13 protein-coding genes and 1 pseudogene are annotated in these 13,876 nt (G+C 45.0%); 12 read left to right on the top strand and 2 right to left on the bottom strand.

Annotation, left to right across the window (positions count from 1 at the left end; all coding sequences use genetic code 11):
• The first annotated feature begins 2 nt into the window (after window positions 1–2).
• The 5 genes and pseudogenes from QFZ81_RS26750 to QFZ81_RS26730 all read left to right on the top strand — a co-directional run bounded on the left by QFZ81_RS26750 (window position 3) and on the right by QFZ81_RS26730 (window position 5,500).
• Window positions 3–881, top strand: coding sequence for an ABC transporter ATP-binding protein (locus QFZ81_RS26750; RefSeq protein WP_307439739.1), 879 nt, complete (start codon window positions 3–5; stop codon window positions 879–881).
• Between the two features lie 182 nt (window positions 882–1,063).
• On the top strand, window positions 1,064–2,362 hold the full coding sequence (locus QFZ81_RS26745; RefSeq protein ID WP_307439741.1) for a homocysteine synthase: 1,299 nt from the start codon (window positions 1,064–1,066) through the stop codon (window positions 2,360–2,362).
• A gap of 190 nt (window positions 2,363–2,552) precedes the next feature.
• Window positions 2,553–3,315, top strand: a pseudogene (locus tag QFZ81_RS26740) (M15 family metallopeptidase); the annotation flags it as partial.
• A gap of 178 nt (window positions 3,316–3,493) precedes the next feature.
• A complete protein-coding gene (locus tag QFZ81_RS26735; protein WP_307439745.1) occupies window positions 3,494–4,513 on the top strand; it encodes a Gfo/Idh/MocA family protein in 1,020 nt (339 codons plus the stop codon).
• 30 nt (window positions 4,514–4,543) lie between these two features.
• Window positions 4,544–5,500, top strand: a complete 957-nt coding sequence (locus tag QFZ81_RS26730; protein ID WP_307439746.1) for an AraC family transcriptional regulator — start codon at window positions 4,544–4,546, stop codon at window positions 5,498–5,500.
• Between the two features lie 51 nt (window positions 5,501–5,551).
• Here the strand turns inward: QFZ81_RS26730 and mtnA are convergent, their stop codons facing one another.
• The gene (gene mtnA / locus QFZ81_RS26725; protein WP_307605386.1) at window positions 5,552–6,643 is read right to left on the bottom strand and encodes an S-methyl-5-thioribose-1-phosphate isomerase; all 1,092 of its coding nucleotides are present in this window, start codon (window positions 6,641–6,643) and stop codon (window positions 5,552–5,554) included.
• Window positions 6,640–7,866 (bottom strand): S-methyl-5-thioribose kinase, encoded by a 1,227-nt coding sequence (mtnK, locus tag QFZ81_RS26720; protein ID WP_307439751.1) that lies wholly within the window; start codon window positions 7,864–7,866, stop codon window positions 6,640–6,642. Before mtnK ends, mtnA begins: the two co-directional genes overlap by 4 nt.
• A 207-nt stretch (window positions 7,867–8,073) precedes the next feature.
• Between mtnK and QFZ81_RS26715 the strand changes: the two genes are divergently transcribed.
• The 7 genes from QFZ81_RS26715 to sufU all read left to right on the top strand — a co-directional run bounded on the left by QFZ81_RS26715 (window position 8,074) and on the right by sufU (window position 13,813).
• Window positions 8,074–8,526, top strand: a complete 453-nt coding sequence (locus QFZ81_RS26715) for a Dps family protein (RefSeq protein WP_307439753.1) — start codon at window positions 8,074–8,076, stop codon at window positions 8,524–8,526.
• A gap of 90 nt (window positions 8,527–8,616) precedes the next feature.
• Window positions 8,617–8,787, top strand: a complete 171-nt coding sequence (locus QFZ81_RS26710) for a hypothetical protein (protein ID WP_307439755.1) — start codon at window positions 8,617–8,619, stop codon at window positions 8,785–8,787.
• A gap of 429 nt (window positions 8,788–9,216) precedes the next feature.
• Window positions 9,217–9,786, top strand: a complete 570-nt coding sequence (locus QFZ81_RS26705) for a DUF1802 family protein (RefSeq protein ID WP_307439759.1) — start codon at window positions 9,217–9,219, stop codon at window positions 9,784–9,786.
• 167 nt (window positions 9,787–9,953) lie between these two features.
• Window positions 9,954–10,784 carry a Fe-S cluster assembly ATPase SufC gene (gene sufC / locus QFZ81_RS26700; protein WP_307439761.1) on the top strand — a complete coding sequence of 277 codons (831 nt, stop codon included), beginning with the start codon at window positions 9,954–9,956 and terminating at the stop codon, window positions 10,782–10,784.
• 89 nt (window positions 10,785–10,873) lie between these two features.
• A complete protein-coding gene (gene sufD / locus QFZ81_RS26695) occupies window positions 10,874–12,169 on the top strand; it encodes a Fe-S cluster assembly protein SufD (RefSeq protein ID WP_307605385.1) in 1,296 nt (431 codons plus the stop codon).
• Window positions 12,166–13,392: a cysteine desulfurase gene (locus QFZ81_RS26690; protein WP_307605384.1), complete on the top strand. Its 1,227-nt coding sequence runs from the start codon at window positions 12,166–12,168 to the stop codon at window positions 13,390–13,392. The genes sufD and QFZ81_RS26690 overlap by 4 nt, the downstream gene beginning before the upstream one ends.
• Window positions 13,379–13,813 carry a Fe-S cluster assembly sulfur transfer protein SufU gene (gene sufU / locus QFZ81_RS26685; protein ID WP_171642966.1) on the top strand — a complete coding sequence of 145 codons (435 nt, stop codon included), beginning with the start codon at window positions 13,379–13,381 and terminating at the stop codon, window positions 13,811–13,813. Before QFZ81_RS26690 ends, sufU begins: the two co-directional genes overlap by 14 nt.
• Window positions 13,814–13,876 lie beyond the last annotated feature (63 nt).

Here is a 13,876-nt window from a genome sequence, read left to right as displayed (position 1 = left end):
GGATGATTCACTGTGAAAATTTAGTTAAAATTTATAAAGCGGCTGACATAGAAGTCGTTGCTTTACAAGGGCTTGATCTCCATATCGAGGAGGGAGAGCTGATGGCGATTATCGGCAATAGTGGCAGTGGCAAATCGACGTTGTTGAATATGCTTGGAGGGTTAGATCGACCTTCGGCAGGTAATCTCCACGTAGATGGGAAGGATTTGTTGAAATTTAAGGAATCGGATCTGGTGAAGTATAAAAGGGAAACCGTTGGCTTCGTCTGGCAAAATAATGCACGCAATCTGATTCCCTATTTGACAGCATTGGAAAATGTAGAGCTGCCTATCCTGCTGCAGGGACGACGCAAGCGCCACCGCGCTATAGATTTACTGGATGCTGTAGGTTTGAGCCATCGAAGAAATAACAGACTAAATGAGCTTTCTGGCGGAGAACAGCAGCGTGTGGCTATTGCTATTGCGCTCGCCAATCAGCCGAGGCTCTTGCTGGCAGATGAACCGACAGGGTCAGTCGATACGAAGATGGCGAATCAAATTCTCGATCTGTTCCGTGAGCTGAACCGCAGCTTCGGTTTAACGGTTGTTATCGTCACACACGATCCGCTTCTAGCTAAGAAAGTAGACCGCGTCGTTGCCATTCGTGACGGCAAAACCTCCTCGGAGATACTGCGGCGCAAATCGTATCAAGAGGAATTGCTGGAGCTTGAGCAAGGTATTATTGCTGCTGATGGTGACTCTCATGTTGAATACGCGGTCGTTGACAAGGCGGGTAGACTGCAAATTCCTGCTAACTTCCTCGAATCAATTGGTGCTTCCAATACGAATAAAGTTCGCGTTGCGATGGAAGATGGACGAATTGTTCTTCTTCCGCCAGACTAATCTTAAGAAAGGTCCGCTCATGAATGTACATTTTTGGTATAGAAAAAAAGCCAATATGTTATGTTGACTTTACCTAGATATTTCCATTAGAATGAATGTATACTATTCCAGTAGGAATTATTGAGTTTGAGATAAAATGACTGCATTGATTCAATTTATACTTATCCTAGGAGGCATGTGCAATGTCAGATTCAGAACGCCAGTACTTACCGGAAACGCTAGCCATTCATGCGGGTCAACAGGTTGATCCAACGACTAATTCAAGGGCTGTACCGATTTATCAAACGACATCCTATGTGTTTAACGATACGGACCATGCTGCAAATTTATTTGCGCTCAAAGAATTTGGCAATATTTATACGCGTATAATGAACCCTACGACCGACGTATTCGAGAAACGGATTGCCGCGTTGGAAGGTGCCCCAGCCGCTCTTGCTGTAGCATCCGGTCAGGCAGCCATTACCTTCTCCATTCTGAACATTGCTGAGGTAGGAGATGAAATCGTTTCAGCTTCTTCCTTGTACGGCGGTACATATAATTTATTTTCAAATACATTGCCTAAACTAGGCATTAAAGTGAAATTCGTTGATCCGAGCAATCCAGAAAATTTCCGAGGTGCGATTACGGACAAGACCAAAGCCATTTACGCGGAATCGATCGGTAATCCAAAGGGGGATATTCTCGATATTGAGGCTGTAGCGGCTATAGCACATGAAAATGGAATTCCTTTGATTATTGATAATACATTCCCGAGTCCTTACCTGCTTAGACCGATTGAGCATGGGGCCGATATTGTTGTTCACTCCGCAACCAAATTCATTGGTGGACATGGAACAACAATTGGCGGCGTAATTGTAGATAGTGGTAAATTTGATTGGGCTGCAAGCGGTAAATTTCCTGGTTTGACAAAGCCTGATCCAAGTTATAACGGCGTTGTCTATACCGAGGCTGTCGGTCCAATTGCCTACATCATTAAAGCACGGGTTCAGCTGCTACGAGATTTAGGCGCTTCCTTATCTCCTAATAGTTCGTTCCTTTTATTGCAAGGGCTAGAGACACTACATCTGCGTTTGGAACGCCACAGTTCTAATGCCCTTAAGGTTGCTCAATTTTTAGAGTCACATGAATCCGTAGAATGGGTTAGTTATGCTGGCTTAGAAAGTCATCCTTCCTATAAACTTGCTCAGAAGTATTTGCCGAAGGGACAAGGCGCTATTTTGAGCTTTGGTATCAAAGGCGGTATTGAATCAGGCAAGAAGCTGATACATTCCGTTAAACTATTCTCGCATTTGGCGAATGTCGGAGATTCGAAGTCATTGATTATTCATCCTGCAAGCACGACGCATGCACAATTGAATGAGCAGGAACAAGTATCTGCCGGTGTGTCTCCTGGACTAATTCGATTGTCCGTTGGTACGGAAGCGATCGAAGATATTATCTATGATTTGGAACAAGCGATTGCATCAAGTCAAGGCTTGTAAAAGCAAAAGGAATTATTTTACGAATTCTAAACTTGTAACCTTACACGAATACGCATAAAATAGAAAAGGCTGTGATCTAGGTACAAAACCTAAAATTGCAGCCTTTTTAATTTGCAATGCAACTTTTACACGAGATTTGAAGTCTATTTCATGTGTACGTTTTTCTTATTTGAGGAGGCAACTAGAGATCATGAACAACAAGTCGAAATATACACTCGCCATACTTTTGGCGTTATTCATAGCAACAGGATGCAGCAGAGGGGAAGTAACTCCTTCAGGTAGTCCCACTGCAACGGCTACTCCGCCGGTTAGTTTGGGAAGTCCTACACCTTCTTCGAACCCTTCTCCATCGCCTTTAACAACACCGAAACCCTCAACAGTTCCTACGGCTTCCCCATCAACCTCTGCTGTTCCGCCAAAGAGCGGAGCTATCCAAGTTGTAGCCAAACCGGAGAGTATAACTGTTCTTGTAAATAAGCAAAATTCACTGCCATCGAGTTATGAGCCGACGGATTTAGTATATCCTGACATTCCATTTATTTTTGCTGAGAAAAATGAAAAACGTAAAATGCGTAAAGCCGCTGCCAGCGCGATCGAAAAGCTTTTTGCTGGAGCTGATAAGGACGGTATCCACCTTTCTGGCGTTTCGGCATATCGCTCTTATGCGACGCAGAAATCTCTTTTTCAGCGTTATGTGCTTAAAGACGGCGAAGAGAAAGCCAAAATGTACAGTGCTGTTCCTGGGACCAGTGAGCATGAAACTGGGCTAGCCATAGATGTAACGGGCAGTGACGGGAAGTGTGCGGCGGAAGATTGCTTTGCTGGAACCAAGGAAGCGAAATGGCTCGAAGCACATGTGGCGGAGTACGGGTTTATTATTCGTTACCCCAAAGGTAAAACAACGATTACCGGCTATCAATACGAGCCATGGCATATTCGTTATGTGGGTATAGATGTTGCGAAAGAAATGGTAGACAAAAGCTTGACAATGGAAGAGTACTACAATGCTGTGCCTGTAACCAAGTAGTAAAAGGTGTCACTATTTTGCACCTTATTCTGTCGCTAATTCGAAATTTATCAAGATGTTATGGCATGTTACAATGAATCCAAGTCACTTATTTGGAGGTTAACATGATTAGAGTAGCGATGTTAAGTTTTTGGCACGTGCATGCAAATGACTATGCAAAACAGGTAGAGGGGCATCCAGATACCCAGATTGTCGCGGTTTGGGATGAGCTTCCAGAACGTGGGCAAGCGGAAGCCGCGAAGCGCGGTGTGACCTTTTACACAGATCTAGCGGAGTTATTAGCAAATAAAGAAATTGATGCTGTTGTTGTGGATACACCGACCAACCTACACCGAGACGTAATGATCGCTGCCGCGAAGGCAGGTAAACATATTTTCACAGAAAAAGTCATTGCGCCAACTTTACATGAAGTTAATGAGATTCTGAATGCTGTTAATGAAGCGGGTGTGACATTGACAGTTTCATTGCCTCGTTTGAATCCAGCTTATACGTTAGCGATTCAAGAAATTGTCCAGAAGGAATTATTGGGCCAGATTACACTCGTTCGAACACGTTTATCACACAATGGCGGCATTTCCACGGATGCAAATCCAAGTGGTTGGCTGCCTGAGCATTTCTACAATGCAGAGCAATGTGGCGGAGGCGCCCTGATTGATCTCGGTTGTCATCCTATGTATTTAACTCGTTTATTGTTGGGGCTGCCTGAAGCTGTAAGCGCTTCTTATGGCTATGTAACAGGTAGAGAAGTTGAAGATAATGCTGTAGCAACCCTCCAGTATGCAAATGGTGCTCTTGGCATCGTAGAAGCTGGCTTTGTGAATGCATTTTCACCGTTTGTAATTGAAGTACACGGTACAGATGGCAGTGTGCTTTATTCCGACCATGATGGAAGAGTCTTGCTTCGTACGAAAAAGCTTGCAGATGCAAGCACGAAATGGGTGGCGTATGAGAATGGTCCAGAAGCGAAGCCTTCTGCATTTGATCAGTGGGTAGCTCATATTCAAAATGGGACAAAAGCGGTAGAAAATATTGGGCTCGCTGTGGATCTAACGAAGTTGATGGAGGCTTCTAATCGTTCCGTTGCAGCCAAACAGCAAGTGCGGCTTGATTCACTAACCCAGTAATTTTTACAGGTAAAAAAGGAGGGGCTACGGATGAGTCAGCCATTTTACTTTGAACCCATGCTCGAGAATCCAATGGCATTGGATCGCTTGGAGTTAAGCTTCCGGTGGGGTTCTTATGGACTTCGAGTACTGCGCTGTCATCTGACTTCCTTTCCTGCAGGAATGATCATAGATTTTCATCAACATTCCGAGTATGAAATCCATTACATCCCTTATGGCAAAGGCAGGGTGATTCTGGACGGCATCACGCATCCCCTTCAAGAAGGCATGCTTTATGTAACGGCACCAGGTGTTAGTCATCGCCAAGAGGCCGATGAGCGGGAAGCGATGGGTGAACTATGTCTGCATGTGGATATTGTAAAGCTGGATCAAGGTAATGATGAGCGAGGTTCTATGTCCGTCCCAGAAGCATGGGGAGAAGCTTGGGAGATTGCTGAGGCAGATGCATGCTTAAGGCAGCTGAGCGAGCTTCCTCATGTCCCTGCTTTAGATCGACAGGAAGCCATGAAGTGCTTTCTTATCGCCTATGAAGCTTGGCGAAGCAATCAGCTAGGGCAGTACACGATCATTAAGCAATCCATTGTGCAAATGTTGTTAAGGACAGTGGGAGCCTATAAGGCGGACCAGCAAGGGGTGAACCTGCCTGCACGTGATATGAAAAGCTACCGTTATCAGCTTGCTATTCAATTTATTGAGGATAACTTTCGCCGTCCTCTGACGCTTGAAGGAGTAGCTGAACGCTTACAGATCAGTTCAAGGCAGCTCCAACGCATCTTCAAGGAACAGGCGTGCATCTCGTTCAGTGAATACTTGGAGCAGGTACGTTTGAAACATGTTTGCAGCGAGCTGCTTCAAACCTCGTTGACCCTTGACAAAATTGCGGAAAGCAATGGCTTCGCATCTAGTAATTATTTGCACTATGTCTTTAAGAAAGCGCATGGTGTCACTCCGAATCAATATCGTGATCAACTATTGAATCATGTATAAAAGTAAAGGCTGTTCCCTCGTAGAGTGATCTACAAAGGGAACAGCCTTTTTTTATTTGAACAGCTTACGCAAGTTTTCCATATAAGGAGCTTGTATAATACCTTTTTCGGTAATAATTGCTGTCACATATTCATTAGGTGTCACGTCGAATGCTGGATTAAACACTTTTACCCCTACCGGAGCTGTACGTTTACCAAAGCCTTGGGTAATTTCATCCTCATGACGCTCTTCAATAGGGATGTCTCCGCCCGTCGGCGTATTCAGATCGATCGTGGAGAGTGGGCTCGCCACGTAGAACGGTATGCCGTGCGCTTTCGCTAGTACGGCTAAGCTGTAGGTGCCGATTTTGTTGGCAACGTCACCGTTAGCCGCTACACGGTCTGTTCCTACGATGACAGCCTGGATCCACCCCTTCGACATGACCGCGCCGGCCATGTTGTCACAGATCAGCGTCACGTCAACGCCTGCTTGCTGCAGTTCAAAGGCGGTCAGCCGTGCGCCTTGCAGCACCGGCCGAGTCTCATCCGCGAACACTTTGATGTTCATGCCTTTTTCCTTAGCCAAGTAGAACGGCGCTAGCGCCGTGCCGTACTTGGCTGTCGCTAAGCCCCCGGCGTTGCAGTGCGTCAGCACGCCGAACCCATCCTCGAACAGCGTAAGCGCATGTTCGCCGATAAGGCGGTTCGTTTCCTCGTCCTCGGCTTGAATCTTCTGCGCTTCCTCCAGGAGAGCTTCCTTGAAGGCAGCCGGGCTTACGCCCGCTGCTGCCAAAGCAACAGCCTGCGCTCGCATGCGATCGAGCGCCCAGAACAAGTTCACAGCTGTCGGACGAGATGTCGCCAGGTAGTCCGCTTGCTTCTGGACTTCCGCCAGAAGCCCGTCCAACTGAGCATCCACTTCACGGATGCCGAGGTATACCCCATACGCGGCGGCGATTCCTATCGCTGGTGCGCCGCGAACCTTCAAATGCCGGATCGCTTCCCACACCTCAATTGGTGTCTCCAGCGGCAAATACACAATCTCTTCCGGCAGCAGCCGTTGATCAAGAAGATCAAGCTGCTTGCCATTCCAACGCAAGGATTGCAAGGCACCTTGGTTCTCAAGGTTTTGCACTTCTAAATCTTTGTTGTTCGTGTTCGTCATAGGACAAATCCTCTTTCTGCAGCAGATTCTTGGGTGGCGATGGCAATAAGCTCATCGATAGATTTCACTTGACGATTGGTACGAATGAATGAAGTGCCAATGGCTAACGCCAAGCGCTGTGCACGCTCTCTTGCAACTGCATCTTCGATTTTATCAATATCAGCCACATGTGCAAGACCAACAATACGGCGCACCATTTTAGCTCCGGCGAATCCGACTGAGTCTTGGAGCAGATTGGCTAGGAAGTAGTTTTGATAGCCAGGTGTTTGAAATACACGATCTACGCCATGCTCATTCCATAACGCGCGGAAATTCGTTTCGAAATGGGTCCATACGTCCTTCACGGTTTGTAGTAAATACGCGCGATAGGAAGCACGGCTTTCAACATCCTTACTCCAGCCCTCTTGAGCAGCGAAATTGAGGAGCAGGTTCGCAAGTACAGCGCCAATATCGAAGCCCATCGGCCCATAGTAAGCGAACTCGGGATCAATCACCTTCGTGGAATCAGGTTTAATAAAGATACTTCCTGTGTGCAGATCGCCATGAAGGAGCGCTTGTGCACTCGTAAGGAATTTGTTGCGAAGGATAGCTACCTCAAAGTGAAGCTCGCTGTCCGCCCAAAGCTGTTCAGCCGCATCGCGGATGTGAGCTTCAATATTATTCGTTTCTGCATCGCGATACGGATCATCGAAGATTAAGTCTTCTGTAATTTTGCAAAGCTCGGGGTTGATGAAGCGACCCTGTTGGATTTTCTTTTCTTGTTGGTTTTTGCCTAGATCAGATGTGAAAAATAACGTATTTGCAAGAAAACGACCGATATGCTCAGCAAAGAGTGGGTATTGATTACGTTCAATTAACCCTCTGCGCATAATGATATGGTCACTCAGATCTTCCATCACGGTAAGCGCCAAATCAGCATCGTAAGCATAAACGTGAGGTACGAGGTCCGGATTCAAGCCTTCTTCTATCAAGAGCGCTTCACTTTCAATTCGTGCACGGTCCAATGTTAACGGCCAGGATTCGCCGACAACTTTGGCATAAGGAAGGGCTTGTTTTAAAATAATACTTTTTCCTGTAGCTGTTTCCGATATGCGAAAAACGAGATTTAAGTTGCCATCGCCAATTTCATGACTAGTTAAGTCAGAACCCGGTTGAAACAGATTTGGAATATGACGTGCGTATTCAATGGCTTGGGCTTCACTTAAAGGATGATAAGTGGACATGTAGTAACCTCCTATGATTCATTGGATTTAATTCCAACTAACTTACTATGTTTTAATCGTCTTTTCCTAGTATAAGACAAAATGTAGCCGCTTGAAATACTAACTTTGGAAATGTTGCACAAATTACATAAAATAAGTGCTTCTAACGTAAATTAACGCGTACATGAACAGAAAATAACAGAGTATTAAAAGATCAGGAGGCTTACTATGGTGACAACGTCCTTAACACAATCTATCCAAATTGTTCTGAATAAGCAAATTGCAAACTGGGGTTTACTTTATGTCAAGCTGCACAACTTTCATTGGTATGTGAAAGGCAATCAGTTTTTCACGCTGCATGTTAAATTTGAAGAGCTTTATAATGAAGCTGCCCTTCACGTGGACGAGCTGGCTGAACGGTTGCTTTCTATCGGTGGCCAGCCGGCAGCTACAATGAAAGCTTTTATAGAATTATCGTCCCTAAAAGAGGCCTCAGGTACAGAAACCGCTACGAAAATGGTCGAAGCTGTTATCGAAGATTTCACGTTCCTTACGCAAGAATTAAAAGCTGGCATGCAGGCTTGTGAAGAAGTTCAAGATGACACGACGTCCGACATGCTTCTAGCTATTCAAACTTCCTTGGAAAAGCACCGCTGGATGCTTCAGTCATTCCTAGGATAATCAATATTTACAAAATCTTTAACCTGACCAAACATGTGGTTGATGAAACTTGGCTATACTTGAAGCAAAAGAGTTCTGGAGGATGTCATTGTGATGAAAATCCTGAATCTGCTGCTTGTTGTGGCCGCTTGCTTCTTTTTGCTCCTGATCGCTTTCGATGCAGACTCGCCTAGCACGGCTGCTGATCCTAATCCCATGAAACAAAATCAAGACCAGTTTACCCGTATGCAACCAACGTATTACGCTGAAACTTCGAAATAAAAGAGAGTAAAGGGGTGGCCCCAGTGTAAGTAAGGCCATCCCTTTTTATGTTGTCTCGAGTTTTGCCGTTTACTTACATGATGTTTGTCTGTAGATCAATTCCCCGATGATCTGTCCTCAGCCAATATTTACAATCCCGCTCTAGCAAATTTGATTTTAGAGTCATTCAGCTTTCGTGAGGGTAGATGGGCTATAGTCATCGAGCAACCTCAATTGAGCATATATGACCATTGAGCCCGATTTAAGACACCTCAACATAGAGCAATATTGTATAAATGAATCATCGATCTCTAACGTCCGATAGAAAAGTAAAGGATCATAGAAACGGGACTTTCTAGGTTTAGCCAGATGTCTTGATGTCACATTGTTTTGCTTCCTTATATTCCTTATAATAAATAAGATTAATGAGGAGAACGAGGTGTTTGCGTCATGGGGAAACCAAAGGCCCTGAAAGAATGGGCATCGGCTGTTAAAGCATTGGAAGATGGAACGCAAATTTTTATTATGCGCAAGGGAGGAATTGTTGAGGAAACAAAAGATTTTCAAGTGGAATCCTCTGATTTCTTTCTCTATCCAACGTATGAACACCAGAGAAAAGAATTATTGAAGGAAGATTATCGCGGGGTTATCGATGAATCCCTCATAGGCTGGAGTGCAGACGATACACACGTAACGATTAACAGCTTTGCTCGAATGGTTGAAGATATTGAGGTCAGTGATCAAGAGCAGTTGAATAAACTGTATCCTTTTCACATTTGGACGGAAAATTTCACGGAAGAAAGATTAAAGTGGAAACGCAAAAATCCGCTTCATATCATGCTGTTAAGGGTATATACATTGGTACAACCCTTGCAAATTCCGATCGAACAAGCCTATATAGGCTGCAAATCATGGATTGAGCTTGGAACTGATATACCGGAAGAGTCTTCCTTGGTTCCAGTCTTGAGTAATGAGGCGTTTGCTGCGATGGTTGCTGAAATTAAGCATACTTTGGCGTAATTAAAAGGTTGCATTTTCAGAAAATGACCTTCTTTTTCATGCAAATGCCCTTTCTTGATTTAACATAGTAAGTTATAATAGAATTATTCTAATGAGAATCAATGATAATCATTTGAAATGGTTGTCATTTATCTTGTACATTCAAACACATTATGGAGGCTTAAGAAATGGCGAATTCATCAACATTTACAATAGACGGTCTAAAAGCGAACGTCGAAGGAAAGGAAATTTTGAAGGGTCTTAGCCTGGAAATCAAAGGCGGAGAAATTCATGCCATCATGGGACCAAACGGTACAGGTAAAAGTACATTGGCTTCTGCTCTGATGGGGCACCCGAAATATGAAGTAACTGAAGGTTCTGTAACCTTAGACGGTGAAGATGTTCTAGAAATGGCTGTTGATGAGAGAGCACGTGCTGGTTTGTTCTTAGCTATGCAATATCCAAGCGAAATCACGGGCGTAACGAACGCTGACTTCTTGCGCAGCGCAATGAACGTTCGTCGCGGTGAAGGCAACGAAATTTCGTTGATTAAGTTCATTCGTCAAATGGAAGCGAAGATGAAGCAGTTAGAAATGAACCCTGAGTTCATGCACCGTTACCTGAACGAAGGCTTCTCCGGTGGTGAGAAGAAACGAAATGAAATTCTTCAAATGCTTTTGCTTGAACCCAAATTCGTTATTTTGGATGAAATTGACTCCGGTCTTGACATCGATGCATTGCGTATCGTAGCTGAAGGTGTTAATGCTATGCGCAGCGAAGAGCGCGGCTTCTTGATCATTACGCATTACCAACGGTTGCTGAATTACGTTAAACCTGATTTTGTACATGTTATGATGCAAGGTCGTATCGTGAAATCCGGTGGTCCTGAGCTTGCAGAGCGTCTGGAAGCGGATGGTTACGATTGGATCAAAGAAGAACTCGGTATCGTGGATGAAACTGTTGGTCAAGATACGGAAGAATTCAAAGTTCCAATGAACACGCCTGGACCGAAGTACTAAAGGAGAAGAGACTTTGGTCAACGACCCAAGGTCCCAGAAAGGAGAGACTTTGATCTTCGGATCAAAGATCCCTATAAATGGAGGAAACCATGAGCATTCAAACAACACTTTCCATAGATACTAATGCTATCATCGAGCTCTCCCGCAGCAAACAAGAGCCGGAGTGGGTGACTGCCCTTCGTACAGAAGGGTTAGCGTTAGCGAATTCTTTGGAATTACCTACGCTAGAAAAGACGAGAATTGACCGTTGGAGCATCTCCTCCTATGGTTCCTATAAATTGCAAGCCCCTTTGACATCCCTCGATGCTTTACCCGAAGTTGCCAAAGGATTAGCCAATTCCGAAAACTTGATCGTGCAACGCAACTCCGGTATCGTGTTCAACCAAGTATCGGCGGAATTGAAACAGCAAGGCGTTATTTTCACCGATTTGGAAACTGCAATTCGTGATCATGCGGATTTGGTGAAGTCATACTTCATGAAAGCTGTAGAAGCCAACGAAAATCAATTAACAGCTTTGCATGCTGCTCTATGGAACGGTGGCATTTTCATCTATGTACCGAAAGACGTTCGAGTGAGCCTTCCGCTGCAAGCGTTATTTGTAACCGATGATGCCGAAGCGACTTTTGCACCACATGTCTTGATTGTTGCTGAACAGTTTAGTTCAGTTACTTATGTAGATAATTTTGTATCTTCCGTATCAGGTGTTCCAATGGTCCAAAACGGGATCGTTGAAGTATTCGTGAAGCCAGGTGCGCGCGTTAACTATGCATCCGTTCATAACTTGGAAGAGTCCGTTACGGACTTGACTTACCGCCGTGCGATCATCGAAAACGATGCGAGCATTCAGTGGGTAGTTGGTGAAATGAACTACGGCAACACCCTTTCTGATACAACGTCGATCCTCAAAGGCAAAGGTTCCGACTCCGATGCTAAAGTGATCTGTGTAGGAACTCAGGAGCAGAAGTTGAACTTGACAACACGCGCTGTTCATTGGGGCAAAGCATCGACAAGCGACATGATTACTCGTGCCGTAATGAGAGATGGCTCCACAGCGATCATCAACGGGATTACGAAGATCGAAAAAGGCGCAACAGGCTGTAACGGTCAACAAACAGAGAAAGTGCTTATGCTCAGCCCGAAAGCGCGCGGCGACGCGAATCCGATTCTTCTTATTGATGAGGATGATGTTAAAGCTGGTCATGCGGCGAGTGTTGGCCAAGTAAATGCTGAGCAAGTTCACTATCTGATGTCTCGTGGGATTACGAAGGAAGAAGCTCAGCGCTTAATTATTTACGGATTCTTAGCTCCAGTCGTTTCCGAAATTCCAATTAAGAGCGTTGAAGTACAGCTGCAAAGCTTAGTGGAGAGGAAGCTGGGACAATGAATACCTCGGAGATACGTGAACTTTTTCCCATTCTGAAGCAAGAAGTGAACGGTCATCCGCTGGTGTACTTGGACAGTGCTGCAACTTCCCAGAAGCCTATTCAGGTGATTGAAGCACTGAAGCACTATTATGAGTGGGACAATGCGAACGTTCACCGCGGGGTTCATACCCTAGGTTCCCGTGCAACGGATGCGTACGAAGGAGCCAGAACCAAAGTGGCTAAGTTCATCGGTGCATCCAGTGAGCAGGAAATCATTTTCACTAGAGGTACGACAACGGCGATCAACATTGTAGCAAGCAGTTATGCGAAATCCGTATTGCGTGAAGGCGATGAAATCGTCCTTACACCGATGGAGCATCACAGCAACTTGATTCCATGGCAGCAAGCTGCCAAGGCAACAGGCGCTATTTTAAAATATATTCCTTTACAGCCTGATGGTTCGATTTCGCTTACAGATGTTGAAAACACCATAACCGATCGTACGAAAATTGTTTCGGTTGTGTATGTATCCAACGTTTTGGGTGTCGTAAATCCGATCAAAGAAATCGCCCAAATCGCCCATAAGCATGGAGCGAAGATGATGGTCGATGGCGCACAAAGCACACCACATATGAAGGTGGATGTACAAGATTTGGATTGCGACTTCTACGCGCTTTCCGGTCACAAGATGTGTGGCCCTACCGGAATCGGGGTATTGTATGGAAAGAAGGCCTTGCTGGAGAATATGGAGCCCGTTGAATTTGGCGGCGAGATGATTGATCATGTGGATCTCTATGAGTCAACATGGAAAGAACTGCCTTGGAAGTTTGAAGGTGGAACACCAATCATCGCTGGAGCTGTTGGCCTCAGCGCGGCAATCGATTTTCTACAAGAAGTCGGTATGGACAATATTTATAAACACGATATTCAGCTCACGAATTATGCAATGGAGCGTATGACCCAGATCGAAGATCTGGTTGTCTATGGCCCTACTGCGAATCGTGCAGGACTCGTAACGTTTAATCTAGGCGATGTGCATCCTCATGATGTGGCAACCGTTCTGGATGCGGAAGGAGTTGCTGTGCGTGCCGGTCACCATTGCTGTCAGCCTTTAATGAGATGGCTTGAAGTGAGTTCTACGGCTCGTGCAAGCTTCTACCTATACAATACGGAAGCGGATATTGACCGACTTATGTTGGCCTTACAAAAAACAAAGGAGTACTTCGGCCATGCAATTGGATGATTTATACCGTAGAGTGATTATGGATCACTATAAAACACCGCGCAACCGTGGGAAGTTTGAGTCTGGCGAAGCAGTTACCATTGATCTTAATAACCCGACCTGTGGTGATAAGATTTCCCTGCAGATGCAGGTAGAAGATGGTATCGTGAAGATGGCTAAATTCACAGGTGAAGGCTGTTCGATTAGCTTATCCTCTGCATCCATGATGACGGATGCGGTCAAAGGTAAGACCATCGAAGAGGCGCTGAAGATGGCTGATGGTTTTTCTGGCTTGATGAAGGGCGAACCTGTCGAATTTGAATATGAAGATATTGAGGCGTTATCTGGGGTAAATAAATTCCCAGCACGTATTAAATGTGCAACCCTGGCATGGAACGCACTTCGCAAAGGGATTGAACATTCTCAAAAAACCGATAATTAACGCAAAAGCGATGCATAGATTAGAAAAGCTGTTTTTGCTGCACAAAAATTCTAAGGAGGAATC

The sequence above is a fragment of the Paenibacillus sp. V4I9 genome, assembly GCF_030817295.1.
Lineage (GTDB): Bacteria > Bacillota > Bacilli > Paenibacillales > NBRC-103111 > Paenibacillus_E.
This window is presented reverse-complemented; position numbering and strand designations above follow the sequence as displayed.

Excerpts from the sequence above, each read along its gene's own strand:
- sufC (WP_307439761.1), top strand. The coding sequence starts at position 9,954 with ATGGCGAATTCATCAACATTTACAATAGACGGTCTAAAAGCGAACGTC.
- sufU (WP_171642966.1), top strand. The coding sequence starts at position 13,379 with ATGCAATTGGATGATTTATACCGTAGAGTGATTATGGATCACTATAAA.
- mtnA (WP_307605386.1), bottom strand. The coding sequence starts at position 6,643 with ATGACGAACACGAACAACAAAGATTTAGAAGTGCAAAACCTTGAGAAC.
- QFZ81_RS26715 (WP_307439753.1), top strand. The coding sequence starts at position 8,074 with ATGGTGACAACGTCCTTAACACAATCTATCCAAATTGTTCTGAATAAG.
- QFZ81_RS26735 (WP_307439745.1), top strand. The coding sequence starts at position 3,494 with ATGATTAGAGTAGCGATGTTAAGTTTTTGGCACGTGCATGCAAATGAC.
- mtnK (WP_307439751.1), bottom strand. The coding sequence starts at position 7,866 with ATGTCCACTTATCATCCTTTAAGTGAAGCCCAAGCCATTGAATACGCA.
- QFZ81_RS26690 (WP_307605384.1), top strand. The coding sequence starts at position 12,166 with ATGAATACCTCGGAGATACGTGAACTTTTTCCCATTCTGAAGCAAGAA.
- QFZ81_RS26705 (WP_307439759.1), top strand. The coding sequence starts at position 9,217 with ATGGGGAAACCAAAGGCCCTGAAAGAATGGGCATCGGCTGTTAAAGCA.
- sufD (WP_307605385.1), top strand. The coding sequence starts at position 10,874 with ATGAGCATTCAAACAACACTTTCCATAGATACTAATGCTATCATCGAG.
- QFZ81_RS26745 (WP_307439741.1), top strand. The coding sequence starts at position 1,064 with ATGTCAGATTCAGAACGCCAGTACTTACCGGAAACGCTAGCCATTCAT.
- QFZ81_RS26750 (WP_307439739.1), top strand. The coding sequence starts at position 3 with ATGATTCACTGTGAAAATTTAGTTAAAATTTATAAAGCGGCTGACATA.
- QFZ81_RS26730 (WP_307439746.1), top strand. The coding sequence starts at position 4,544 with ATGAGTCAGCCATTTTACTTTGAACCCATGCTCGAGAATCCAATGGCA.